Here is a 24,429-nt window from a genome sequence, read left to right as displayed (position 1 = left end):
CGCCCGAGAGTTGATTGCCTGACGCTTTCCAGCCTAGGAAAGTAAAAAGTAATAAGCAAGCTGACTATCTTTCCGATGGTGCTGCCACTGCGAGCGTCCCCGGCAAATGTGCCGCGTTCGACGCACATATTCCTGCTGCTGCGCGCTATGCATCTCCGCGGCGCAAATTACTCGTCGCGACGGGTGCTTGGGCTGCGGTAAGTAACGGGCGCGGCGGATAGACGTACGACGGCGGCGGGTGGCTTCTTGGGCTGCGGCGCCGTGCGCTGCGCCGTGCGTGTGGGGGCGTAGCGGCAANGCTGCGCGCTATGCATCTCCGCGGCGCAAATTACTCGTCGCGACGGGTGCTTGGGCTGCGGTAAGTAACGGGCGCGGCGGATAGACGTACGACGGCGGCGGGTGGCTTCTTGGGCTGCGGCGCCGTGCGCTGCGCCGTGCGTGTGGGGGCGTAGCGGCAAGTGGCCTGCAGCCCGGTCAAGTGACCCCAGCTTGAATGTCAGTGGGTGGTTGGATGATGTGGGTATGGGAATCAGCGGCGGGTTTGGGGTGGTGTTGGAGGGTGTTCGTGCCTCTGTTGCTGCCCTTGATGCGCTGGTTCTTGAGGACCGGAACCTCGAACATCCTGCGCTGAGTGCTGCGGCTGGGGATATTGATGTGCTGCAGCGGGAGTATGAGCTGTGTCTGGGACGGTTGGAGGTTGTTGCCCGGCTGGAGGCGCAGCTCGCGGCCGTGAAAGCGCGGGATGCGGCGGAGTGCATGGGGTTGCAGCAGGCCATGACCGCGCCGGATGCCTCCGTGCAGGAACGCACCTACGCGGAGATGTCCGTCGTGGAGGAGATCGCCGGGGTCCTGACCGTTAGCTCTGCCGCTGCGGGGGCGTTGGTGGAGCAGTCACGACGGATCTGTTCCCTGCCACCGGTGTTCCAGGCGCTGTCCGCCGGGGCCGTGTCCTGGCAGCACGCCCGCGTCGTGGCGGACGAGACCGAAGGACTCACCCCCGAAGGCGCTTTGGAGTTGGTGGCGCATTTCTTCGACCCCGACACGCCCAACCCCGCCCGGGGCGCAGCCCCCGGTGAACTTGTCCCCTCACGGTTCAGGGCCAAAGTCCGTGCCTGGCGGGAACGCCACCACCCCGACTCCATCGGGAAACGCCACGCCAAAGACGCCGCGGACCGGCGCATGGAATACACCCCCGACCGGGACGGCATGGCCTGGCTCTCCCTCTACCTCCCCGGCGACACCGCCTGCGCCATCTGGAACCGCACCACCGCCACCGCCCGGGGCCTCCAAGACCCAAACGAAACCCGCACCCTCACCCAACTCCGCCCCGACATCGCAGCATCCCTGCTCCTCGGAACCGGAACTGCCACCGAGTTCGGGAAAGTCCCCGCCCCGCGGGCCGATGTCCTGGTCACCGTGCCCGTGTTCTCCCTCCTCGGCCTCACCGACGAACCCGCCACCCTGGACGGCTTCGGACCGATCCCGGCCGCCATGGCCCGGAAACTCGTCGCGGACGGGGCGGAGGCGTTCTACCGGGTCCTGATCGACCCCCGCGACGGGGCACCACTGGAAATCGGCCGGACAAACTACCGGCTCCCCGAAACCATCAAACGCTGGATCAGGATGCGCGATACCAAATGCACCTTCCCCGGCTGCACCAACCACACCCCCGACAACGACACCGACCACCTGCAGGCCTGGGACCATGGCGGCACCACGAACGTCAGCAACCTCGCCCAACTCTGCCCGAAGCACCACCGGCTCAAACACCACAGCCAATGGACACCGGATCCAGCCACCACGAAAGAGCCACCCGGCTGGACCTCACCCACCGGACGCCACTACCAACCCGAACACCCAGACCCCCAACCACCACACTGGCCGCAATGGCTCCTTCCCGCTGGACTGCTGTCTCCGCAGGCCCAGGGCCTCGATGCCGAACGTCCGGATGCCACCTGCAACGACGTGCCCTGCCTCAATATCCACTGTCCCGAAGCAGGCCTGGCAGACCTCCCGCCATGGGAACCAGACGACGACAGATACCTCGACCTCGACGACATCCCACCCGACGACCCACTCTGGGACGAATTCCTCGCAGGTTCGCTTGCCCTCACCCCCGGCTGGATCGGAGCAGAGTGCTAGGCCGTGGCGCTCGGCGCCCGCGCGTGACTGCGTCGATCAGTTGAAAGCTGAAAGGCCTGGTTTGTCTGCAACTGACCAGGTCGGGGGCGCCTGCGGGTTGACCGCGCCTGCAGGTGGGGGGCGCCTGCAGGTCGGGGGCGCCTGCGGGTCGGGGGCGCCTGCGGGGTGACCGCGGCTCCGCCCGGACCTTCAAGGGGCTGCTAAGCCCTGTGGTGCTCGATTAGCCAGCCGGCCATTCGCTGGGCACGTTTGGCAGCATCCAGGTCGCCCTCGGTGGCAGAGATAATGGAGCCCTTCATCAGAATCTGCATCGACCGGGCGAACTCCTCGGGCTGTTGGAGTCCGGCTGCCTCCGCCAAAGCCTGCACGTGGCCACGGATCTTGGCCAGGTAGTCGATGCTTGCCTGGCCCAGGGGGTGGGTTGGGCCCATCTCCAGCAGGACGTTGACGAAAGAGCAGGCTTCGAAGTCGTCGCGCAGGAACCAGTCACTGAAGACATCGAAGATGGCCAGCAACTGCTCCGCTGGAGTGGTTGCCCTCCGCTGTGCTTCCGAAACGATGGCATCAACGGTCCACAGTTTGTCCCGCCGTTCGAGGAACGCAAGCACCAGGGAGTCCTTGGACGGGAAGTGCCGGTAGAAGGTCGCCTTGGCCACTCCGGATCGTTCGATGAGTTCATTGACGCCAACATCCCGGATGCCCCGCCGCGAGAACAAGTCGTACGCAACCGACAGGATGCGCTCCCGGAGACCGGCACTGCCAAGCGTCGCCTCGCCGACAGTGTGCGCGGAAGGCGGTTGACTGATTGCCTCAGGATTCATCGTGTTAATAGCGTACTCCAGGGAAGACAGACCGGTCTTTCCGGCTGTAAAGTTCTTCCTACGCGCAGTGCCCTCAACAGCCGCGGAGGCCAGACGATCGGCCCCCTCGGAACGGTGCAAGGAGGCCCCGATGGCAGCAGAGCCGATGTTCCAAAGCGTTCCGTCGGACCCGGACCCCTGGATGTCCAGTGACACTCCTGCCGAAGTCCGGCAGTTCGCCATCGAATCCCTCCGCTGGCAGGCCCAGGAGATCATCGACGAGCTGCTCTCCAGCACAGACCCTGCAGATGAACTGGCCAAGGCCCGCCTGCGACGCTACGTGGCCCAAAATCCCGGTCGCCCGGAAAGGGCGCTGCTGGAGCAGCTGATGGCCAGCGAGGACGGCCTTCACCTCTAGCGCGCTCCTTCAAAGCGCACATTCACGGCGCACGCTTGGAAGCTGCAGGAAGCGGCCGCGGCCACGCTGGTGCATCAGGAGTTGAGCGGCACGTTGTCGATGAGCCGCACCGGACCCACCTTGGCAGCGATGAGGGCCAGGCCTTCTCCGCGGAACGGCGTCTCGCGGCAGTTTTCGGCCAACGGTTCAAGCGTGCGCGGATCCACCACGTCAAAGTAGTCGAGGGACACCAGCGGCTGGGATTCCACCAGCGCCAGCGCGGAGTCAAGGTCCAGGGGCTCATGGGCGTTGGCCCGCTCTTCCAGCAGCCGCAGGGCCCTGGACAGAACCAGCGCGGCGTCCCGCTCGTCGTCGGACAGAAAGCGGTTCCGGCTGGACAGCGCCAGGCCGTCCTCCGCGCGGACCGTGGGCACGCCCACAATTTCCACGGGGAAGTTCAGGTCGGCAACCATCCGCCGGACCAGGGCCAGCTGCTGGGCGTCCTTCTGGCCGAAGTAGGCGCGGTAGGCAGGCAGTCCACCAGCCGTGGCACCTGCTGCGGAACCAGCCGTAAGCCCCGCCGCCGGCATCCCATAGTGCAGAAGTTTGGCCACAACAGTGAGTGCGCCGTCAAAGTGGCCGGGTCGCGAAGCGCCCTCCCATTTCTCCCCCAACCGGCCCGACGTAACCCGCACCAACGGCTCCCCGCCCGGGTACACCTCCTCCACGGAGGGCGCGAACGCGAGGTCCACGCCCTGCTCCTCCAGCAAGGCAAGGTCTGCGTCAAGCGTTCGCGGATAGCGGTCCAGGTCCACGGCGTCGCCGAACTGCAGGGGATTGACGAAGATGCTTGCAACCACCACGTCATTGTTTTCAACGGCGGTGCGCGCCAATGCTGCATGGCCTTCGTGGAGTGCGCCCATGGTGGGCACCAGCGCCTGTGAGGTGCCCTGCTTGGCGTTCAGGAGCCGGGCGCTTTCGGCCTTCAGTCCGGCCACAGTGGTAACGAGTTGAATGGACATCAGTCCTCCTTCGGGTCGAGGGCGTCGCTGAGCCCCTTCAGCTGGTCAGGTTTCAGCAGGCCGCGGCCTTCAGCACGGCGGGCAGTCGCGCGCGCCATCGCCAGGTACGCCTCAAGCACATCCCCATGCCCACCGCCGTCGAACTCACGCAGCGCTTCCGCATGCGCACGGACCGTTCCCACGTCTCCGCGCGCCACGGGGCCGGTCAGCGCGGACTCCCCGGAGGCCAGTGCGTTCTCCAGGGTTGCCCGGAGCAGCGGACCGAGCATCCGCTCCGGGGCTTCGACGCCCACCTCGCGCAGCAGTTGCGATGCCTGCGCCACCAATGTGACGAGATGGTTCGAGCCGTGGGCCAGGGCGGCGTGGTAGAGAGTGCGGTCGGCTTCGGCGATGGCGACCGGCTCCGCCCCCATCTCCACTACCAGCGCCTGGGCGATGGGGAGCATGGCAGCGTCGGCCGTCACCCCGAAGGTACAGTCCAACAGCCGGGTGAGGTCCAGGCTCATGCCGGTGAAAGTCATGGCCGGGTGAAGTGCCAGGGGAATGGCGCCAGCGGCACGCACGGGATGCAGCACGCCCACGCCAAACCGGCCGGAGGTGTGCGCCACGAGCTGCCCGGGCTGCCAGGCGCCCAGCTTCGCCAGTCCCTCCACCAAATCCGGCAGGGCATCATCCGGTACCGCCAACAGCACCAGCTCGGCCCGCTCAACGATCTCCTGCACTTCCAGGATGGGCACGCCGGGGAGCAAAGCCTCAGCCCGCTCGCGGCTCGCATCGGAAACGGCTGACACTCCAATGACGGCGTGTTCGGCGGCCCGCAGGGCGGCGCCAAGAACTGCCCCCACCTTGCCGGCGCCGATGATTCCGACGCCGAGACGTCCGGGCTTAGCCATTTCGCTGGCCTTCCTGTTGGTTCTGCATTCGGGAATCCAAGATTTCGACGGGCTCAACCACCGCTTCGCCCTCACCCACCGGATCGGGCTCAACCACGGGGGTGGGCTCCGGTGCCGGAACAACCTGCCGCAGCCATTGTTCCGTCGTCTGCCGCTTCCGGGCCAACCGGGCACGCGCCGATTGCTCATCGAAGAGCCGCCTCGCCTCGTCCAGCCCCGCCTGCCTGAGCCGCGGGGCAACCGGCCCGGGGGTGGTGTGCAGGACCAGGTCCGCCACTCGGAACCAGCGCGCCAGGGGCCCCTGCTGCAACGCCATTGACTGCGTCCGTTGATGCGGAACCAGCACAAGCTCGCGCCACCAGCGCCCGGAACGGATCAGCAGGGCCGTGTCGGTGGCCGCAAAACCGTTCCGCCGCCACGCCAGGGGTGCCAGCAGCCAGGCCCGGCGCGGCGTGGTGACGAACCCGCCGCCGGTATCCCTGCCGGTAAGCCCTGCGGCGAACACCACTGCGGGCTGGGCGGTTCCGGGGTCGGGCAGGACCAGCGAGAGCATGGCCAGGACCTCGGGGAACTTTCCCACCGGCAGCAGGATGGTCCGGGTGTTGCCTTCGACCGCATTGCCTGACGTTCCGTAGCCGGCCACGTTGACCTGCATCCGGTACCAGCCGAAAGGGCGCCAGAGCGGGGGCTGCACAATCTTCACCGCCTGGATCCGCCCGGGCGGAAGCGTCTGCGCCTGGATGTCCAGGAGTCCGTAACGCAGCCGGATTCCGTCAGGGGAAATGGCGGCGGTGAAGTTGTACCCCTTGTTGAAGAAGTTCCAGTAGCTTGCCGCAAGGCCCAGCGCGGCGGGCAGCAGATATAAGTAGAAGGCGCGGTTGTCCGTGAGTGCGGACAGGATAACGGAGGCCACGCCGCCCACCACAATGAAGAAGCTTTGCTCGCTCAGCAGCAACGAGCCAATAAGGCGCGACGGCGGAACGGCCAGTACTGCGAACTCCGGCGCCTCGGGCGCGGGCCCGGCAGGAAGTGCCGGGCCCGGCGGGTCCCAGCGGCCCGTTACGGACGGGGCACTCATGCCGGCCGCGGAAGCCGTGCCGGGACCGGCGGCAGGGACAGCCCCGGAAGCGCGTGCCAGGATGGTGGCGCGCAGCTGGCGTGCATTGTCGATCTTCAGGTAGGCAAGGCGTACCGCGGACTGGCCTGCATCGGCAACTTCGAACTTGAGTTCAGCCAGCCCGAAGATTCTGGCCAGCAGGGGCTGCACGATGTCAATGGCCTGCACCCGGTCCAGCCGTGCCTGGCGGTGCTGCCTGAAGAGGAGCCCGCTGTTGACCCGGACGTAGCCGCCCGACACCTGGTACCTGGTGAAGTACCAGGTAAGGACGAACCCCAGCACCGCCACCGCCAGCACCAGCGCTCCCCCGCCCAGTAGCCAAGGGGCACGCCTGGCGAACCCCTCTTCAAAAACGGGTTGGCCCTGGAGGGCCCGCTCGAAAAGGTCCCGGCCAAAGAAGAAGGCGATGGCTGCCAGGGCAAACCAGCCGCGGACAAAAGGGGAGGCCGGATGGACACGAAGCCACTCGCCGTCGGACGTTGCGTTGCTTTTCGGACCTGTTGCAGCGGAGGGCAGCAGGTGCGGTCCGGGCAGCTGTCCGCCCGCGGTCACAGCCCTGCCAGCCTGGCTTCGCCGCGCGCAGCCAGCTGCTCACGCAGCCGCGCGCCTTGCGGGGCCGGGAGGCCGGGGATGCGCGCGTTGGTGCCCGGCGATGCTGTGTGCAGCTTTACCGTGCACAGCCCCAGCGCCCGTTCAACCGGGCCCACGGCGATGTCCACGTACTGCATCCGCCCATAGGGCACGGCCATGCTGCGCTGGAAGAAGATGCCGCTCCTGATCAGCAGGTCGTCGCCGCGCTCGGCGTAGCCAATGGCCCGGACCTGACGCGGAATGAGGGCCAGCCGCCACAAGGCAACCACCAGCGCGACGGCGGGAACGGTGACGGCCAGCCACAGTGGGGGCCAGCGCCACCACCCCAGGAGGACAAACACCAGCGGAGCGGACAGGACGAGGAGTGCTGCGAGGTTGGCCACGGCCCACTCCACCAGCCGGACAGTGACGTACTGCGGCGAAACCCTTTGCCAGGCGATACTGGGCGGGTCAATCGCCCCGGTATGCATATTCGCCTTCCCCTGCGGCTTCCCCGCGGGCAGGGCGGCCCTTTTTGCCATCCAGGTTGGGGTCGCCGTCTTCGGGGGGAATCCGGCAGAACCGCTCCACCACGAGGCCCACCACTATCATCACCAGGCCGCCACCGGCCATGGCCAGGGCCAGCCACGTGATGCTCTGGTCGCTGCGCAGGCTCCATACCCGCAACTGGTCCAGGAAGATGCCCACGTGCCAGCCCAGCAAAACTGTCCCGGCATAGGCGCAAGCCTGCGCCAGGACCAGGGTGCGGGCGGCCAGGAGCGGATCCAGGTGGGTCTTCTTGGCTGTGCTGTTGGGCTTGTGGCTGTTGCGCCATCGCAGGACCCGGATCCCCAGGACCAGCGTGATGGCCACGATGGCACCCATGGTGGCCAGGGCGGTAAGGGGCAGCACGGGCGTAGCCATGCTGTACCGGCTGGTGACAACAGTGGCAGACCAGCCGGCGACGGCGAGGATGACGCAGATCAGCAGGAGGCGCAGGGGGTTGATGGGCTTCATCGTTCCTCGACCGCTCCTGCCGTGGGCAGCCCGTTGAAGTCGCCGAACCCGTCGAACGGAGCCAGGTCCGCGAAATCGTCCGCCTGGGCCGCCAGGATGCTGATCCGTTCGCCGCCCAGTGTGGCGCTGGGCTCGATAAGCGACCAGGGGTAGAGGACGAAGGCTCGGGACGCCGCCCGCGGGTGCGGAAGGGTCAGGTGGGGGTCGTCGCTGTGCAGGTCGCCGTAGGTGATGATGTCGACGTCGAGCGTCCGAGGACCCCAGTGGACCTCACGGACGCGGAGGTGCTTGTTCTCCACGGCCTGGCAGTGTGCCAGCAGTTCCATTGGGCTGAGGCAGGTCTCCACGGTGATGACCATGTTCAGGAAGTCGGGCTGGCCGGCAGGACCTCCCACCGCCTTGGTCTGGACGATGGGTGAGACGGCAAGGAGGCGCACTTCCGGCGGATCGACCAGGTCCGCCACGGCCTCGGTCAGCGTCTCGTTCCGTTCGCCAAGGTTGCTGCCCAGGGCCAGTACCGCCTTGGTGTAGATCCCGTTCATGCGTCCGCCCCGGAAAGCATGGGCCCAGCAGTGGCACGTTCCCTGTGGACGGCCACAGCGACGTCGCCAAACGGGACCTCGATGGGTGCCTGGGGCTTGTGGACGGTGATGTCGACCGCGTGGAGCTTGAATTCCGCCAGGAGGCTGTCCGCGATCCGCACAGCAAGCGCCTCGATGAGGTTCAGTGGTTCCCCGGAAATCCATTCGACAATACGCTGCGCAACTTCACCGTAGTGTGCGGTGTCCCGGACATCGTCGGACTGCGCCGCCTCGGTGAAGTCGAGGTAGAGCACCGCGTCCACAACAAAGGGCTGGCCGTCCCGGCGTTCGAAATCGAAGACACCGTGATGGCCGACTGCGGTTACTCCGGTCAGCGTAATCCTGTCCATGGGTCCCCCGGCCCTATTGCGTTTTGGGGACGGCGGCGGCTGAAGATACAGCGGCCATGCGCGCAGCCACCTTGACGGCGTCAAGGCTTGATCCCACGTCATGCACGCGGACGGCCCAGGCCCCGCGGTAGGCACTGATGGCGGTGATCGCCGCGGTGGCACCGTCGCGCTCCTCGGGAGCGGCGGCCTTGCCCGCCACGGTGAGCAGGGTGCCTAGGAACCGTTTGCGGGAGGCACCCACCAGGACTTTGTGGCCCAGGCTGTCCAGCTGGTCCAGGTTCTGAAGGAGTTCCCAGTTCTGCGCGTCGTTCTTCGCAAACCCCAGGCCCGGGTCAATGATGATCTGTTCCTGGCTCACTCCGGCCGCGTACAGCTTGTCCCGCACTCCCGCCAGTTCCGCCACCACTTCGGCGGCCACGTCGGCGTACTCGGCGAGCGAATTCATGGTCCGGGCGTCTCCGCGGCGGTGGGTGAGGACGTAGGGCACCTTGGAGGCAGCCACGAACTCGGCCATTTCGGGCTCGATGCTCAGGCCTGAAATGTCGTTGATGATGGCGGCACCAGCCTTGACTGCCGCTTCCGCCGTGGAGGCGTGGGTGGTGTCAATGCTCACCAGGGCACCGGCCTTCACAAGCGCCTCGATGACGGGCAGGACACGGCGCTGCTCTTCGTCCGGGCTGACATCGTCCGCACCCGGCCGGGTTGACTCTCCCCCGACGTCGATGATGTCCGCACCCGCGTAGAACATGCGCAGGCCGGCAGCAATGGCGGTATCCGCCGTGGCATGCTTGCCGCCGTCGCTAAAGGAATCCGGGGTGACGTTCAGGATGCCCATGACCAGGGTCCGGTCCGTGGGCAGGTCGCCAAACCGTGCAGCCGGGCGTGGCTTGCGCAGGATGGGCAGCGGGGAGGTTGCGGGCCCCGTTCCGGGTGCTGCAGCGAGTGAATCCATGGTGTGTGGTTACCTTCCGAGGATGAGGCTCATGGCCTCGGCACGGGTGGCCGGGTCATGAAGCTGCCCGCGGACCGCACTGGTGACGGTCTTCGCTCCGGGCTTGCGGATACCGCGCATCGACATGCACATGTGCTCGCATTCAACAACGACGATGGCGCCGCGGGGCTTGAGGTGCTGCACCATCGCTTCAACGATTTCAGTGGTCAGCCGCTCCTGCACCTGCGGGCGCCGTGCGTAGATGTCCACCAGCCGCGCCAGCTTGCTCAGACCCGTCACCCTTCCATCGTGCGACGGGATGTAGCCGACATGGGCCACCCCGTGGAACGGCACCAGGTGATGCTCGCACGTGGAGTAGAAGGGGATGTCCTTGACCAGGACCAGTTCCTCGTGGTCCAGGTCGAAGGTGGTGGACAGGACGTCCGCGGGGTCGTGGTGCAGTCCGGCAAAGACCTCGGCGTACGCCTTTGCCACCCTTTTGGGGGTGTCGACGAGGCCGCCGCGGTCCGGGTCCTCGCCGATGGCAAGGAGGATCTCACGGACGGCCGCCTCAATCCGTGGCCGGTCCACCTTTTGGCTCGTCGAATGGTGGGAACCGTCCTCTGCCTGGTATCCGGCGGAGGCGGGAACGTCGTCGTCGTCGAAGGAAGTCACAGGGAAAGCTTAGCCGCGAAGGGTGTCAGGCCCCGAGTCGGTGACTCCGCCCTTGAAGGGAGCATCCTCCGGGACGCCCTGCGCGTGCGGGGGCTGGGCGTCCAGCGGCTCGTCCAGGCGGGCCTTCTTGGCTTCCTCCTGGGCTTCGCGCTCTGCCCGTTCCCGGCGGGTTTCCACGGGGCCGGCCAGCACTGGACGGGTCTCCTTGGACAGCCACACCTCACGGAAGTCGCGCTTGCGCACGTCGCGGAAGATGTCGGCGATCTCTGCCTGGTTGAGCGTTTCCCGCTCCAGCAGCTCAAGGGCCAGGATGTCCAGGATTTCCCGGTTCTCGGTGAGGATTTCGTAGGCCTCATCGTGCGCCTGCTCGATCAGGCGGCGCACTTCCTCGTCCACCACGTAGGCGATCTGGTCAGAGTAGTTGCGTTCGTGCCCGGCGTCGCGGCCAAGGAACGGTTCCCCGCCGCCCTGGCCGAGGCGGACAGCGCCGACCCGTTCGCTCATGCCATACTCGGTGACCATCTTGCGCGCGGTGCCGGTGGCCTTCTCGATGTCGTTGGAGGCACCGGTGGAAGGGTCATGGAACACGATCTCCTCGGCGACCCGGCCACCCATGGCGTAAGCCATCTGGTCCAGGAGCTCATTGCGGGTCACGGAGTACTTGTCGTTTTCCGGAACCACCATGGTGTAGCCCAGGGCCCGGCCACGCGGAAGGATGGTGATCTTCGTGACCGGAGCGGAGTTGCGGAGGGCAGCCGCCACCAGGGCGTGGCCGCCTTCGTGGTACGCGGTGATCTTGCGCTCGTGTTCCTTCATGACGCGGCTGCGCTTCTGAGGGCCCGCCATGACGCGGTCGATGGCCTCGTCCAGGGCGCGGTCATCGATCAGGTTGGCGTTGGAGCGCGCCGTGAGCAGTGCGGCCTCGTTGAGGACGTTGGCGAGGTCGGCGCCGGTGTAGCCCGGTGTCTTCTTCGCCACGGCCTTCAGGTCCACCCCGGGCGCCATCGGCTTGCCCTTGGCGTGCACCTGCAGGATCTGGTCGCGGCCGATGAGGTCCGGCGCTTCCACGGAAACCTGGCGGTCGAAGCGGCCGGGACGCAACAGTGCGGGGTCCAGGACGTCAGGCCGGTTGGTGGCGGCGATGAGGATGACGTTCGTCTTGACGTCGAAGCCGTCCATCTCCACCAGCAGCTGGTTGAGGGTCTGCTCGCGTTCGTCGTTGCCGCCGCCGATGCCGGCGCCGCGGTGGCGGCCGACGGCATCGATTTCATCGACGAAGATAATGGCGGGCGAGTTGGCCTTCGCCTGTTCAAAGAGGTCGCGGACGCGCGAGGCGCCGACGCCGACGAACATTTCCACAAAGTCTGAACCCGAGATGGAGAAGAAGGGCACGCCTGCCTCGCCGGCTACGGCGCGGGCCAGCAGGGTCTTACCGGTACCTGGAGGGCCGTAGAGCAGCACGCCCTTGGGGATCTTGGCGCCAACAGCCTGGAACTTGGCCGGTTCCTGCAGGAATTCCTTGATTTCCTGGAGTTCCTCCACGGCCTCGTCCGCACCTGCGACGTCGGCGAACGTAACCTGCGGCATGTCCTTGCTGACCATCTTGGCCTTGGACTTGCCGAACTGCATGATCTTGGAGCCGCCGCCCTGCATGCGGGTCATCAGGAACCAGAAGAGGGCGCCCAGCAGGATGACCGGGATCAGCAGGGAGAGCAGGCCGGAGAACCAGTTGCTCTCAATCGGCTGGTCAGTGAAGCCCTGGGCGGGCTTGGCGTCGGTGACAGCCTTTACAACGTCCTGCGCCCGGGCATCCACGAAGAAGAACTGCACGCTCTTGCCCTTGTCCTGCCCATCCAGCTGCAGGTCATCCTTGAGCGTGAGGTCAACGCGGTTCTCACCGTCGAAGATCTTGGCCTGCTCCACCTTATTGCTGGAGAGCAGTTCCAGGCCCTTGTCCGTGTCGATCCGGGCCGCACCGCCGGGGGCGAGCGTTGCAAAAGCCACAAGGAGCAGACCGACCACAACGACGATCCAGATGCCCGGGCCTTTGAAGAAGTTCTTAGCTTTCATCTGTTCGGGGGCTGGCCCCGTCCCTTCCGGTAGTGCTTCACGGCGAGTAGTCTGCGCGCGTGATGGTGCTGCGTCAGCTTCTAGCTATACACCGTCCGGACTAGATCACGCATAGCCGAAAGCAAAAGTTCCCTGTGGGCGTAGCGCGCGCGGCTGTCCGCCGGACCTCCGCTTCAGCGAAACACCGTTAAGGGCCGGCCAGCCGTCCTACGGAAGTCCGGGGAGGCCTACTCGTAGACGTGCGGGGCCAGGGTGCCCACGAAGTCCAGGTTGCGGTACTTTTCCGCGTAATCCAGGCCGTAGCCCACCACGAACTCATTGGGGATGTCGTAGCCGACGTACTTGACATCGATTTCCACCTTGGCCGCCGTGGGCTTGCGGAAGGCTGTGCAGATCTCAACCGACGCCGTGCCCCGGGATTCCAGGTTGGTCTTGAGCCAGGACAGGGTGAGGCCGGAGTCGATGATGTCCTCGACAATCAGCACGTCCTTGCCCATCAGGTCAGTGTCCAGGTCCTTGAGGATGCGCACCACGCCGGAGGACTGGGTTCCCGAACCGTAGGAGGACACGGCCATCCAGTCCATGGAGATGTGGCTGTGGAGTGCCCGGGCCAGGTCCGCCATGACCATTACGGCGCCCTTGAGGACGCCCACAATGAGGATCTCGCGCCCTTCGTAGTCCTTGTCGATCTGCGCTGCGAGTTCGGTGATCCGCTGCTGGATCTGTTCCTTGGTGTAGAGAACGTGCTTGAGGTCTGCCTGGACGTCGTTTGAATCCACCAATGGCTCCTGTTTAGATGCGGGGTGCGACTATTTTGCGGGTGGCTTTTGGGGCCGGAATACTAGCTTCCCACAGCGCGCCCGTTCGCGGGGAACGGAACCGGCGCCCGCAGGGACCGCGTTGGTGGCAGCGTCCCGCGATTCTTCCAGCTCCGCGAGCGACAACCTGTACACGCTCACGTTGCCGGGCAGCTGGACCGGGCCTGCCGAGCCCTGCCGCCGCAGCAGCGCTTCCGCCGCCAAAAGGCGCTGATAACTGGGTTGTTGGCCGCCGGCGTCGGCCGCTGCCTTGGCGATGACGCGGAACCTGATGGCGGGGGCCAGGGCGCGCAGCGCCTTCTCCGGCAGGCGCAGTCCGGTCCCATCCCGCTCCACGAGCGAGGCGTAGGTGCTTTCCGCCACATCCTCCAGGTAGTCGGCGTCCAGCTGCAGGATGGCGGCGGTGCGGGCCAGTGACTCGGCGACGCCGGGACCGAGTTTGTCCTCAAGGTGCGGGAGGACCTCCACCCGGGTCCGCGAACGGGCGAACGCGGGATCGGCGTTGGTGGGATCGTGCCAGGGATCCAGGTCCTCCACTGCACAGATTTCCTCAGTGTCCGCCCGGCGGAGTCCTAGGAACGGCCGCAGCAGAAGGGTCTTCCCCGCACCTGCGCGGGCAGGCCGCATGCCGGCAAGCGAACGGGTGCCGGAGCCGCGGGCAAGGCCCAGGAGTACTTGTTCGGCCTGGTCGTCCAGGGTGTGGCCCAGGAGGATTGCCTCCGCACCCTGTTCAACTGCGCCGGCTTCCAGCGCGGCGTGCCTCGCCTCACGGGCTGCGGCTTCGGGGCCCATACCGGCGCCGGCCACGGTGACCGTGCGGATCTCAACCGGTGACAGGCCCAGCCCCGCCAACACCCGGGCAGCCTGTGCGGCCACCTCAGCCGACCCCTCCTGCAGTTGGTGGTCAACCACCACGGCGCCGACCGTAAGGGGGTGGCCGTCCACGTGCCCGCGGCGGGCAAAATAGGCGGCGACGGCGGCGAGCGCCAGGGAGTCCGGCCCGCCACTGCACGCAACAACCACGTGCCGGGGATAGCCCGCCCCGGACAGGGCGTCCTGCAGCATTTTGCGTGCTGTGCCGACGACGGGCGCGAGCCTGCCGGGGCGGCGGCGCCCGCTGCGCGCGGGGGCCGGCGGAAGTGAAGGTGGATTGTCAGGCAGTGGCGCGTGGGGCAATTACAGGCCCATCCGCTCAAGCCACAGCTTGGCGTCGTGGATTTCAGGTTCCGTTGGCAGGTGGTCAGCCGACTCCCACACCCGGTTGAACCCCTGCATTCCGGCCACATCCACAACGGCGCGGACAAAGCGCGCCCCATCGGAGTATTGGCGCATCTTGGCGTCCAGGCCCAGGAGGCTGCGGATGAACTTCTCGATCACCCCGCGGTCCTTGCCCCGGTCGTTGAAGCGCTGCCGGATGGTCTTGACGGAGGGAACGAGGCTGGCGTCCACGCCGTCCATCACCACGTTTGCGTGGCCTTCGAGCAGGCTCATCACGGCGGTGAGGTGCGAAATCGCGGCCTTTTCCTCAGGGTCCTGCAGCAGGTCCAGAATGGCTCCGCGGCGGGGCGCCTCTCCGTTCGCCGACCGGTCCTTCAACGACCGTGCAGCGGCGGAAGCCCGCTCCATCAGCGAATCGACGTTGCCCAGCAAGTGGCCGCTGAGGTTGTCGATCTGTTCCAGCATGTGGTGGCGCAGCCAGGGCGCGGCCGCGAACTGGACGCGGTGGGTTTGCTCGTGCAGGCACACCCAGAGCCGGAAATCCTCCGGCGCCACGTTGAGTTCCCGCTCAACCGAGACGATGTTGGGGGCCACCAGCAGCAGCCTGCCAGCCGCGGGCGCAGAGGAGTTTTCGGCCAGGGCGGCGAAGGGGTCGTACTGGCCCAGGACCTTGCTGGACAGGAAAGCCAGGACGGCGCCCAGCTGGCTGCCGGTGATGGCGCCGCTGACCTGGGCAGCCCCGGGGCTGAGGTTTCCGCGCCGGCTGTCCAGCATCTTCTGCATGGCGGGTTTGAGCATCACCGCGAAGCTCTGGGTGTTGGCCTTGGCCCAGGACGCCCGGTCCACCACCAGGACGGAGGAGTCCCGGAGATCGCGTGCCGCCTCCAGGCCCGTGATCTCGTGGACGTGCGGCACTGATGCGTCCGCGAGCCTGCGCAGGCTGTCCACCGCCTCGCCGATGGCCTTTTCGTCCAGCACCGGCCCGGCGGGGGCCAGCCGCGCCGCGGCAGAAGCAGCGAGGTCCCAGTTGATCAGGGATTGGGCCTGGCTGCTTTGGGCCTGGCTGGATTGGGCCGGGGGGGATCCGTTTGGTGATACGGACGGTGCGGACTCGCGCGCAGTGGACTCCATGGTTCCCATCAGAACACAGCAGGCCGCGGCCCGTCCTTAAGTTCGCTGACCGGCGAAACTTCCACAGGCCCTGCACAGGAGGGGAAAAGCGGCGTCCCAGTCTGCCGCGGGAGATTGGAAATACCCCGAAAGTCCCTGCCGAAAGAGGCCACCATGATCCCCTACCGCCCCATTCCTCCCCTGACCCCAGGCGAGCGCAAGGGCTGGGCCTCCGTGGTTGCCGCCGTCGTCATGGCCGCTTTGCTGGGCGTGCAGCCTCAGTAATCCCTAGCGGCAGCCGCAACCTGCGAGCGCCGTGGCGGCCCGGTCCAGGGCTTCCTTGTTGCCGGCGGCCCCGGGCGTCAGTCCGTTGCCGAGGAATGAGAAGACCAGGAGCCGCCCGTCAGCGTCCACCACGTAGCCGCTCAGCGCGAGCACCGTGTTCAGGGTTCCGGTCTTGGCCCGCACCAGCCCCGCGCCGCCAGAGGTTGTGGCATCGCCGTAGCGGGCGTCGAGCGTTCCGGACAGGCCGCCAACAGGAAACCCGTCCAGGGCGGCACGCAGCCTGGTGTCGGTACCGGTGGTCATGGCACGCACCACGTCCGCCAACAGGCCGGAAGGGACCTGGTTGCCCATGGCCAGCCCGCACACGTCCGCCAGCTTCACCGAGTCCGCGGCGATCCCGGCTGCCCCGAGTTCGGCAGCCACGGCGGCCACAGCGCCATCGTTGCTGCCCGGCCTGCCCGTGGCCACGGCGGCCATCCGGCCCATGGTTTCTGCCAGATAGTTGTCCGATACCTGCAGCATCAGGTCCACCTGCTCCCCCACGGTTGCTGAGTCCACGCCCGCCAGGGCTGCAGCGTTGGGAGCGGCGGGGGAACGTTCGACGCCGTCCGCCACCGTGAGTCCCGCGCCGGCACCTGCCGCGCGCAGCTGCCCGGCGAACGCCTCTGCCGCGGCCATCGCGGAGTCCTGCGGGCGGGGACCTGTGGTGACGGCGGGATCGAACCGCGCCGAGTTCAGCGCCAGTGGATATAGGGGTGCTATTTCGCCGGCTTCAACGTCCCCCGACTGCCAGTTGGGATTCAGCGCCGGCCCGGTAAAGAGGGAGTCATCCACCAGGACCTTGATGGTTCCCGTGGTCCCGGCGGCCTGCAGGGCCCGGACCGTCAGGGCGGCAAGGGTGCCAAGGCCCGCGTGGCCCATCACCTGGTTCGGCTGCGAGTCCCCTGGCCCAAGGAGAACGTCGCCGCCGCCCACCAGCACCACCTGTCCCGGCGCGGGGCCAGGCACCACCTTGGTGGTGAACCGGCGCTCCGGTCCCAGCGTGCGCAGTGCGGCCACCGCCGTCAGCAGCTTGAGGTTCGACGCCGGAACCCGGCCGTCCGCGCCGCCCCGGTCAAAGAGCACCTGGCCTGTGAGCGCATCCTGCACCGTGCCGGTGAAAGTACCGCCGCCGTCGGTCTTCAACACCGGCTCCACCTGGGCTGTCACCGCTGACGGGGCAGGCACTGGCGCGGACGGCTGAAGCGGGGCGAGCACGTGCGGCGCCGAAAGGGTTGCCGGAGCCTGCTGCCAGGCAGGAGTGGCGGGAGTGGACGCCGGGGCGCTGGAGCCAAATAGTCCTGGGCCGAGTAAGCCCGGAGCCACCAGCAGGGCACCCGGAACCGCGAGGGCGAGCAGGACCAATGCCGCCAGCGCCAAGTGCCAGGGCTTTCGCGGCCGTCCGCCACCGTGGCCCGGCCGGCGGGAAAGACGGTCACGCGTGGGTTCCCGGCTTGTTGCTTTGGTCATGCTGGTGCTGGTCCTCAAGTCCTGAAATTCCCCACAAGTTCCTGATTCCAGGGCCTCTCGCTATATCCTCAATACTAGTCGGCGGCACCGACACTCTTATTTATGGGCCCGTCAAGTGTGCCGCGCACCCCCTGCAATTGCCGAGGAGCATTCCATGAAGCACGACGTGACCATCGAGATCCCTAAGGGATCTCGCGTCAAGTACGAAGTTGACCACGAGACCGGCCGCGTCCGACTGGACCGCGTCCTTTTCACCTCCATGCAGTACCCCACGCACTACGGGTACTTCGAAAACACCCTCGGCGAGGACGGCGACCCGCTGGACGCACTGGTGCTCCTGCAGGACTTCGACCTGCACCCGGGCGTCATTGTCGAGTCCCGCCCCATCGGCGTCTTCAACATGACCGACGACGGCGGCGGAGACGCCAAGATTCTGTGCGTTCCGGTGGACGCCCGTTTTGACCACATCCAGGAAGTCAGCGACGTCAACGAGTTCCTGATCAAGGAAATTGAGCACTTCTTCACCCGCTACAAGGACCTGGAGCCGGGCAAGTGGGTCAAGGCCGAAGGCTGGGGCGACCGCGCCGCCGCGGAAGCCGAGCTCGAGGCCTCCATCAAGCGCTACGTGCCCACCCAGCACTGATTCCCAGGGTGGTTGAGCTTGTTTGAGACCCGGGTTCCAAACAAGCTCAACCACCTTTACGACGGCGGGTGCCCGGCTTTTCGAAGCCGGGCACCCGCCGTCGTAAAGGTGGTTGAGCTTTTTTGGAAACCGGGTGTCAAACAAGCTCAACCACCTTTACGACGGCGGGTGCCCGGCTTTTCGAAGCCGGGCACCCGCCGTCGTTGTTTCAGGAAGTTATGGCATGGTGGGGCTGTGAGTTCCGAGCCCGCCGTGACGTCCCAGCTGTTGTTCCAGCCGCCTTGCGGTCCCGTCTCCGGCTGGAGGGACGGCGAGGTCCTCCGGGCCACCGGCATCCCCTATGCCAGGGCCCGGCGGTTCCAGCCGCCCGCGCCCGTCCCGGACCGGACTGCCGAGTACGCCGCCACGTCCCTCTCCCCCGCGTGCCCGCAGGCACCCGTGCCGTTCCTCGATGATGTCCTGGGCACAAGGTACGGCGAGCTCCCCGGCAGCGAGGACTGCCAGAACCTGTCGATCACCATGCCCGGTGACTTGCTGCCGGGCGAGAAGCTGCCCGTCATGGTGTGGATCCACGGCGGCTCCTACACCACGGGTTCCGGTGACCTGGCGATCTTCGACCCCGCCCGGCTGGTGGCCGAGAACCGCGTGGTGGTGGTGTCCGTAACCTACCGGCTCGGCCTGTTCGGGTTCCTGGCCACGCCGGCCGGGCGGCCCGGCAACCTGGGGCTCCTGGACCAGCTGGAGGCGTTCCGCTGGGTGCAGCGGAATATTGCGGCCTTCGGTGGGGACCCCCGCCGGGTCACGGCCTTCGGCCAGTCCGCCGGCGGTGACGCGATCGCCCACCTGATGGCCACACCGGAGGCACCTACGCTCTTCCAGCGCGCCATCATCCAGAGCGCACCGCTGGGCATCACCCGCGGCCGGGCGAAGATGAATCACGCCATGGGCATCGCCGCGGATTCCGTGACCGAGGAGACGCCCGCCATGGATGTGGTGGCCCGTGAAGCAGAAGTTACCCAGGTGGCCAGGAAATTCGGCATGCTGGCCGCCATGCCCTTCGGCACGCAGTACGGCCTTGAACCGCTCCCGGAGGAGTCCGGCATCGAGGCAGCCTGGAACCGGAGCGCCCCCGCAATCGAGGTGCTGATCGGCCACACCTCCGAGGAAGCACGCCTGTTCCTGCCACGCAATCCGCGCCTGATGCGCCTTGCCCGGGTGCCGTTGGTGGGCTCCGCGGCCGTGCGCGCCATCGACTGGGTGGTCACCGAAACCGTGTACGGCCGGGCCACCAGGCGGTTCGCCCGCCGGCACGCCAAAGCAGGAGGCCGTGCCCACCGCTATGTTTTGGATTGGCACGCTCCCGGCAACATCTTCGGCGCCGCCCACACGGTGGACCTGCCCCTGCTGCTGGGAACCCGGAAGACCTGGGAAGGCGTGGGCCTGATCGAGGGCGCCCGCTGGGATGATGTTGAGTCCGCGGGCCGGGAGTTGCGCGCCCTGTGGGCCGGCTTTGCGCGGGGCGGGGACCTGGGTAAATCCGGCGGCATCCCGGGTGTCCTGCGCTACCGGGGGGTTTGAGTACTTCCGTGACGGGCGCTCAGTGAGAACCCTCGGGGTGGACCTGGCGGCCGCCACCAAAAAGACTGCCGTGGCGGTCATCGACTGGAGTGATCACCGGGCCCGGCTTACCCATCTGGCCCTGGACGTGGACGACCAGGAGATCGTGGACCTGTTCGGCACCTGCGATATGACCGGCGTGGACTGTCCCGTGGGCTGGCCGGACGCGCTCATTCCGTTCCTCACGGGCCACCTGAACTTCGATGCCGCGCCAGTCCTGGAGCACGATGGCATCGCAGGCCGCAGGTTGCTTGCCTACCGGGACACGGACCGGTTCTGCACCGCCCGGACCGGTCTGATTCCGCTGAGCGTCTCCGCGGACAGGCTGGCGCACCCTGCCATGCGCTGCGCGGTGATCCAGGCGAAGATCGCGGCACTGCACGGCCCGCAACTGCGCGACGGGTCCGGAGGCCTTGCCGAGGTGTACCCGGCGGCATCGCTGAAGATCTGGGGCCTCAACGGCCGCGGCTACAAAGGCCGGGGCGTCCCGGAAGCCGAACGCCTTGGTTTGCTGCTGGCGGCCCTGGAGGAACAGGCACCATGGCTGGACCTGGGCGGTTACCGGGACGGACTAACCAGTTCGGACGACCTGTTCGACGCCGTCATAGCCTCGCTGACCGCCCGTGCCGTGGCCCGTCGTCGTACGCTCCTGCCGGACAGTGCCCACGCGGCAGCCGCCCGCAGCGAAGGCTGGATCCACCTTCCGTCCTGCACGCTGGACGAACTTCCGGGCTAGGCCGTCAGCCGCCCAGCTTCCAGTTCCGGATCTCGTCCGGGTCCTCGCCGTGGGTGCGGGTGTGTTCCCGGGCGCGGCTGCGCCGGTCCTGCAGGTCCTGGCGCAGGAGCGAGTGCTTCTCCGCCATACCCGGCACGCGGTCGATCGCATCGATGGCCAGGGTGAAGCGGTCGATGCCGTTGAGCATGGCCATGTCGAACGGCGTGGTGGTGGTCCCCTCTTCCTTGTAGCCGTGCACGTGCAGGCCCTGCTGGTTGGTGCGCCGGTACGCGAGCCGGTGGATCAGGGCGGGATACCCGTGGTACGCGAAGATGACGGGCTTGTCGGGGGTGAAGATGCCGTCGAAGTCGTGGGCCGGGAGGCCGTGGGGGTGCTCGCTTTCGTCCTGCAGCCGCATCAGGTCCACCACGTTGACCACCCGCACCTTGAGTCCGGGGGCACCTTCGCGGAGCAGCTCGGCGGCCGCCACCGTCTCCACCGTGGGGACATCGCCCGCGCAGGCCATGACGACGTCGGGCTCCTCGCCGGGCACCTCGGAGCCGGCGAATGTCCAGATGCCGAGGCCCCGGCGGCAATGGTTGGCGGCGTCCCCCGGGCCAAGCCAGGTGGGCGAGGGCTGTTTGCCGCTGACCACGATGTTCACGTAGTCCGTGGAGGCGAGGCAGTGTTCCATGACGGACAAAAGAGTGTTGGCGTCCGGCGGCAGGTACACCCGGATGACCTCGGCCTTCTTGTTGACGGCGTGGTCAATGAAGCCCGGGTCCTGGTGCGAGAACCCGTTGTGGTCCTGCTGCCACACATGCGAGGACAGGAGGTAGTTCAGCGACGGCACCGGCTGGCGCCAGTGCAGTTTCCGGGACACCTTCAGCCATTTTGCGTGCTGGTTGAACATGGAGTCGACGATGTGGACGAAGGCCTCGTAGCAGTTGAAGACCCCGTGGCGGCCGGTGAGCAGGTACCCTTCCAGCCAGCCTTGGCACAGGTGCTCGCTCAGCACCTCCATCACCCGGCCGGACCGTGCCAGGTGCTCGTCGACGTCGTCAATCCGGTACTGCCACACCTTGTCGGTGACCTCGTAGACGTTCTGCAGGCGGTTTGACGCCGTTTCGTCCGGGCCGAACAGCCGGAAGTTCTCCATGTTCTGCGCAATGACGTCGCGCATCCAGGAGCCGAGCGTGATCATTGGGCTGACCCGCTCGATGCCCGGGGTGGGCACCTCCACGGCGTGGTCCCGGTATGCGGGCAGCTTCAGGGCGCGCCTCAGCAGTCCGCCGTTGGCGTGCGGCGTGGCACTCATGCGGAAGTCTCCGGCGGGTGCGCCCTGGGCGACGTCGGGCCGGAGCCGGCCGTCGCCGTCGAACAGTTCGTCGGGGCGGTAGGAGTGCAGCCATTGCTCCAGCTGCTTCAGGTGCTCCCCGTTGGTGCGCACCTCGGACAGCGGCACCTGGTGTGCACGCCATGTGCCCTCAACCTGCAGCCCGTCCACGGTCCGGGGTCCCGTCCAACCCTTGGGCGAGCGCAGGACGATCATGGGCCAGCGGTGTCCACCCTCCCCCGCCTGCTCGCCGGCGGAGTCCAGGCGGCGCGCGTCCTGTATGGCACGGATGTCCGCCAGGCAGCGGTCCAGGACCGCGGCGAAATCGCGGTGCGCCTGCTCGGTGTTGGCGGGGTCCGCCACCGTGACGAAATACGGTTCGTGGCCGTACCCGCGCAGCAGCTGCTCCAGCTGGTCCTGCGGCATCCGGGCCAGCACGGTGGGGTTGGCAATCTTGTAGCCGTTGAGGTGCAGGATGGGCAGCACGGCGCCGTCCGCGGCGGGGTCCAGGAAGTTGTGCGAGTGCCAGCTGGCGGCCAGCGGGCCCGTCTCCGCCTCGCCGTCGCCAATCACGGCAGCGGTCACCAGCTGGGGGTTGTCGAAGACCGACCCGTAGGCGTGGGCCAGGGAGTACCCGAGTTCACCGCCCTCGCTGATCGAACCGGGGCTTTCCGGTGCTGCGTGGCTGGGGATCCCGCCGGGGTAGGAGAACTGCCGGAACAGTTCGGCCAGGCCTGCCTCATCGTTGCCCACATGGCCATAGATTTCGGAGTAGGTTCCCTCCAGCCATGCGTTGGCGACGACGGCGGGGCCACCATGCCCGGGACCGGCCACAAAGAGCATCTCCAGTGAGTCGCGGCGGATCACGCGGTTCAGGTGCGCGTAGATGAAGTTGAGCCCAGGGGTGGTCCCCCAGTGGCCCAGCAGGCGGGACTTGGTGTCCTCCGCCTGCAGCGGCTCCCGCAGGAGCGGGTTGGACCGGAGATAGATCTGGCCCACCGAAAGATAGTTGGCTGCCCGCCACCACTTGTCAACGAGCTCCAGTTCGTCCTGCGGAAATGCGTCCTGCTGCGTCCGGTCCTGCTGCTGCCCGTCCTGCCCTGCGCTGCCTGCCATAACCATCCTTACGTCGGGTGTGCCGCTGCAGGCGGCCGTTCCCCCATCGCAACAGATGAAGGGGCCGGCAGGCAACCCCCGCCGTCGAACCTTGTTTTGCTGACCCAGCCCACCACCCCGCGGGAGCCGGTGCCGCCAAAGCCGGACCAGGGCGGCCCTTGGCGTTTCCCGGCAGGAAACGGCGGATGCCCCGCCGCCGAAACATGGGTTTCGCTATTCCTACTTCCGGGTAGTGTGGATCCAGAATGTTCACCCTGACCATCAACCAGACGGACAACCGGCGCGACGGCGACCAGGTGCCGCAGCTGCTCAAGGCACTGCGGCACATCCCTGCGCGCCTGGATTTCGACCGGTCTGTGGAGGACGAAGTCCAAGGGATCGTCGAGTGTCCGCACCAGGCCGTGGACACCGCCCTGATCGCGCTCCGCAGCGGGTACTGGTACGTGGGAATCGGCGTAGGACCGGTGAACGAGCCGCTGCCCAACCAGGTCAAGGACGCGTCCGGCCATGGTCTGGTGTACGCCCGGCGGGCCGTGGACCGGCTCCGCAACAGCAAGGAACGCATCCCGGTAGCCGTAGAGGGGCCCCTGGCTGATGCGGCCCACGACGCCGAGGCCGTCCTTCGCCTCCTGGGCCACATCGTGCGGGACCGTTCGGGCGCAGAGTGGCGGGTGCTGGACCTGCTGACACCTGGCGTCCGCGGGCAGCAGAAGGCGGTGGCGCAGGAACTGGGCATCACCACCCAGGCTGTCAGCAAAGCGGTGGCCCGGTCCCAGTGGAACGAGGAACATGCCGCCCGGCCCGCTGCCGCGAGGCTGCTGGCGCTGATCCTCGCGGTGGGCTGACCGCTTCAGACGCCTGCCGCCGTCGTTATTCCTGCCTTGACGTGCGCGCCCGGCTTTAGCTGCCGGCGGCTGCCATCACGGGTTCGCCGTTGAAGTACTCCAGCTTCCAGCCGTCGGCCGCGTGGTGGTGTGCCAGGTTCAGGGCGGCGTTGTCCACGCTGGCGAGGGTCTGGCCGACGGCGCGGCTGAGGCTGACGCGCAGCAGCGTGCCGTGCGTGACCACCAGGAGCCGCTGGCCGCGGAACTCCTCTGCCAGGGCTTCCAGCGCGGCGAGGCCCCGGTCTGCCGCTTCGTCTTCGCTTTCCGCACCCTCGAACCCGCCGGGAACCCGCAGCGCCTCCAGCTCCGGGCCCGCCTGCATCCCTTCGGCCGGACCGAAGCTGCGTTCGGTGAGTTCCGGGACGCGTCGGGACACCGTCAGCCCCAGCCCTTCGGCGATCAGGTCAGCTGTTTCGGCGGCACGGCTCAGGGGCGAGGAGACGATGGCGTCCCACTCGTACGGGGCGAGGACGGCGACGGCGTCACGAGCCTGGCCGCGTCCGACGTCGTTCAGGGGGATGTCGGTTGATCCTTGCAGCCGGCGCTCGGCATTCCAGTCGGTCTGGCCATGGCGGACGAGGGCGAACGTCGTAAGGGTCATGCCCCTATTCTG

At 67.3% G+C, this 24,429-nt stretch carries 23 protein-coding genes; 6 read left to right on the top strand and 17 right to left on the bottom strand.

Annotated features, from left to right (window positions below; translation table 11 throughout):
• The first annotated feature begins 522 nt into the window (after positions 1-522).
• A complete protein-coding gene (locus VXJ37_RS16775) occupies positions 523-2,142 on the top strand; it encodes an HNH endonuclease signature motif containing protein (protein WP_331324174.1) in 1,620 nt (539 codons plus the stop codon).
• 200 nt (positions 2,143-2,342) lie between these two features.
• On the opposite strand, the gene VXJ37_RS16770 is transcribed toward VXJ37_RS16775, so the two are convergent.
• Positions 2,343-2,963 carry a TetR/AcrR family transcriptional regulator gene (locus tag VXJ37_RS16770; protein ID WP_331324173.1) on the bottom strand — a complete coding sequence of 207 codons (621 nt, stop codon included), beginning with the start codon at positions 2,961-2,963 and terminating at the stop codon, positions 2,343-2,345.
• 130 nt (positions 2,964-3,093) lie between these two features.
• On the opposite strand from VXJ37_RS16770, the gene VXJ37_RS16765 reads away from it, so the two are divergent.
• A complete protein-coding gene (locus tag VXJ37_RS16765; protein ID WP_331324172.1) occupies positions 3,094-3,360 on the top strand; it encodes a hypothetical protein in 267 nt (88 codons plus the stop codon).
• Between the two features lie 74 nt (positions 3,361-3,434).
• Here VXJ37_RS16765 and VXJ37_RS16760 read toward each other — a convergent pair whose 3' ends face one another.
• The 14 genes from VXJ37_RS16760 to dacB form a co-directional block, all read right to left on the bottom strand.
• The gene (locus tag VXJ37_RS16760; protein ID WP_331324171.1) at positions 3,435-4,361 is read right to left on the bottom strand and encodes a 4-phosphopantoate--beta-alanine ligase; all 927 of its coding nucleotides are present in this window, start codon (positions 4,359-4,361) and stop codon (positions 3,435-3,437) included.
• On the bottom strand, positions 4,361-5,254 hold the full coding sequence (locus tag VXJ37_RS16755; protein WP_331324170.1) for a Rossmann-like and DUF2520 domain-containing protein: 894 nt from the start codon (positions 5,252-5,254) through the stop codon (positions 4,361-4,363). The genes VXJ37_RS16760 and VXJ37_RS16755 overlap by 1 nt, the downstream gene beginning before the upstream one ends.
• Entirely contained in the window at positions 5,247-6,923 is a 1,677-nt protein-coding gene (locus VXJ37_RS16750; protein ID WP_440589829.1) for a PH domain-containing protein, read from the bottom strand. Before VXJ37_RS16750 ends, VXJ37_RS16755 begins: the two co-directional genes overlap by 8 nt.
• Positions 6,920-7,432, bottom strand: coding sequence for a PH domain-containing protein (locus VXJ37_RS16745; RefSeq protein WP_331324169.1), 513 nt, complete (start codon positions 7,430-7,432; stop codon positions 6,920-6,922). The genes VXJ37_RS16750 and VXJ37_RS16745 overlap by 4 nt, the downstream gene beginning before the upstream one ends.
• Positions 7,413-7,958, bottom strand: coding sequence for a DUF3180 domain-containing protein (locus tag VXJ37_RS16740; RefSeq protein ID WP_331324168.1), 546 nt, complete (start codon positions 7,956-7,958; stop codon positions 7,413-7,415). Before VXJ37_RS16740 ends, VXJ37_RS16745 begins: the two co-directional genes overlap by 20 nt.
• Positions 7,955-8,500, bottom strand: coding sequence for a 2-amino-4-hydroxy-6-hydroxymethyldihydropteridine diphosphokinase (gene folK / locus VXJ37_RS16735; protein WP_331324167.1), 546 nt, complete (start codon positions 8,498-8,500; stop codon positions 7,955-7,957). The genes VXJ37_RS16740 and folK overlap by 4 nt, the downstream gene beginning before the upstream one ends.
• Positions 8,497-8,889 (bottom strand): dihydroneopterin aldolase, encoded by a 393-nt coding sequence (gene folB, locus VXJ37_RS16730; RefSeq protein WP_331324166.1) that lies wholly within the window; start codon positions 8,887-8,889, stop codon positions 8,497-8,499. The genes folK and folB overlap by 4 nt, the downstream gene beginning before the upstream one ends.
• A gap of 13 nt (positions 8,890-8,902) precedes the next feature.
• Positions 8,903-9,841, bottom strand: a complete 939-nt coding sequence (gene folP / locus VXJ37_RS16725; RefSeq protein WP_331324165.1) for a dihydropteroate synthase — start codon at positions 9,839-9,841, stop codon at positions 8,903-8,905.
• Positions 9,842-9,850: 9 nt separating this feature from the next.
• The gene (gene folE, locus VXJ37_RS16720; protein WP_331324164.1) at positions 9,851-10,495 is read right to left on the bottom strand and encodes a GTP cyclohydrolase I FolE; all 645 of its coding nucleotides are present in this window, start codon (positions 10,493-10,495) and stop codon (positions 9,851-9,853) included.
• 9 nt (positions 10,496-10,504) lie between these two features.
• Complete coding sequence (ftsH, locus tag VXJ37_RS16715; RefSeq protein ID WP_331324163.1) at positions 10,505-12,565, bottom strand: ATP-dependent zinc metalloprotease FtsH; 2,061 nt, start codon at positions 12,563-12,565, stop codon at positions 10,505-10,507.
• A 227-nt stretch (positions 12,566-12,792) separates the two neighbouring features.
• A complete protein-coding gene (hpt, locus tag VXJ37_RS16710) occupies positions 12,793-13,344 on the bottom strand; it encodes a hypoxanthine phosphoribosyltransferase (protein WP_041651844.1) in 552 nt (183 codons plus the stop codon).
• Between the two features lie 30 nt (positions 13,345-13,374).
• Complete coding sequence (gene tilS / locus VXJ37_RS16705) at positions 13,375-14,448, bottom strand: tRNA lysidine(34) synthetase TilS (RefSeq protein WP_331324162.1); 1,074 nt, start codon at positions 14,446-14,448, stop codon at positions 13,375-13,377.
• Positions 14,449-14,559: 111 nt separating this feature from the next.
• A complete protein-coding gene (locus VXJ37_RS16700) occupies positions 14,560-15,732 on the bottom strand; it encodes a zinc-dependent metalloprotease (RefSeq protein WP_331324190.1) in 1,173 nt (390 codons plus the stop codon).
• A 267-nt stretch (positions 15,733-15,999) separates the two neighbouring features.
• Entirely contained in the window at positions 16,000-17,505 is a 1,506-nt protein-coding gene (gene dacB / locus VXJ37_RS16695) for a D-alanyl-D-alanine carboxypeptidase/D-alanyl-D-alanine endopeptidase (protein WP_331324161.1), read from the bottom strand.
• A 154-nt stretch (positions 17,506-17,659) separates the two neighbouring features.
• On the opposite strand from dacB, the gene VXJ37_RS16690 reads away from it, so the two are divergent.
• From VXJ37_RS16690 to VXJ37_RS16680, 3 genes are all read left to right on the top strand, one after another.
• Complete coding sequence (locus VXJ37_RS16690) at positions 17,660-18,148, top strand: inorganic diphosphatase (protein WP_331324160.1); 489 nt, start codon at positions 17,660-17,662, stop codon at positions 18,146-18,148.
• 234 nt (positions 18,149-18,382) lie between these two features.
• Positions 18,383-19,726: a carboxylesterase family protein gene (locus tag VXJ37_RS16685; RefSeq protein ID WP_331324159.1), complete on the top strand. Its 1,344-nt coding sequence runs from the start codon at positions 18,383-18,385 to the stop codon at positions 19,724-19,726.
• A gap of 22 nt (positions 19,727-19,748) precedes the next feature.
• Positions 19,749-20,501, top strand: a complete 753-nt coding sequence (locus tag VXJ37_RS16680; RefSeq protein WP_331324158.1) for a DUF429 domain-containing protein — start codon at positions 19,749-19,751, stop codon at positions 20,499-20,501.
• A gap of 4 nt (positions 20,502-20,505) precedes the next feature.
• On the opposite strand, the gene VXJ37_RS16675 is transcribed toward VXJ37_RS16680, so the two are convergent.
• Positions 20,506-22,932, bottom strand: coding sequence for a phosphoketolase family protein (locus VXJ37_RS16675; protein ID WP_331324157.1), 2,427 nt, complete (start codon positions 22,930-22,932; stop codon positions 20,506-20,508).
• A gap of 245 nt (positions 22,933-23,177) precedes the next feature.
• On the opposite strand from VXJ37_RS16675, the gene VXJ37_RS16670 reads away from it, so the two are divergent.
• Complete coding sequence (locus VXJ37_RS16670) at positions 23,178-23,777, top strand: hypothetical protein (RefSeq protein ID WP_331324156.1); 600 nt, start codon at positions 23,178-23,180, stop codon at positions 23,775-23,777.
• A gap of 55 nt (positions 23,778-23,832) precedes the next feature.
• On the opposite strand, the gene VXJ37_RS16665 is transcribed toward VXJ37_RS16670, so the two are convergent.
• On the bottom strand, positions 23,833-24,417 hold the full coding sequence (locus VXJ37_RS16665; protein ID WP_331324155.1) for a histidine phosphatase family protein: 585 nt from the start codon (positions 24,415-24,417) through the stop codon (positions 23,833-23,835).
• Positions 24,418-24,429: the final 12 nt, after the last annotated feature.

Source organism: Pseudarthrobacter phenanthrenivorans (assembly GCF_036455295.1).
Taxonomy (GTDB): Bacteria; Actinomycetota; Actinomycetes; order Actinomycetales; family Micrococcaceae; genus Arthrobacter; species Arthrobacter phenanthrenivorans_C.
Note: the sequence above shows the minus strand (reverse complement) of the source record. Positions and strands in the feature narration are given on the sequence as shown.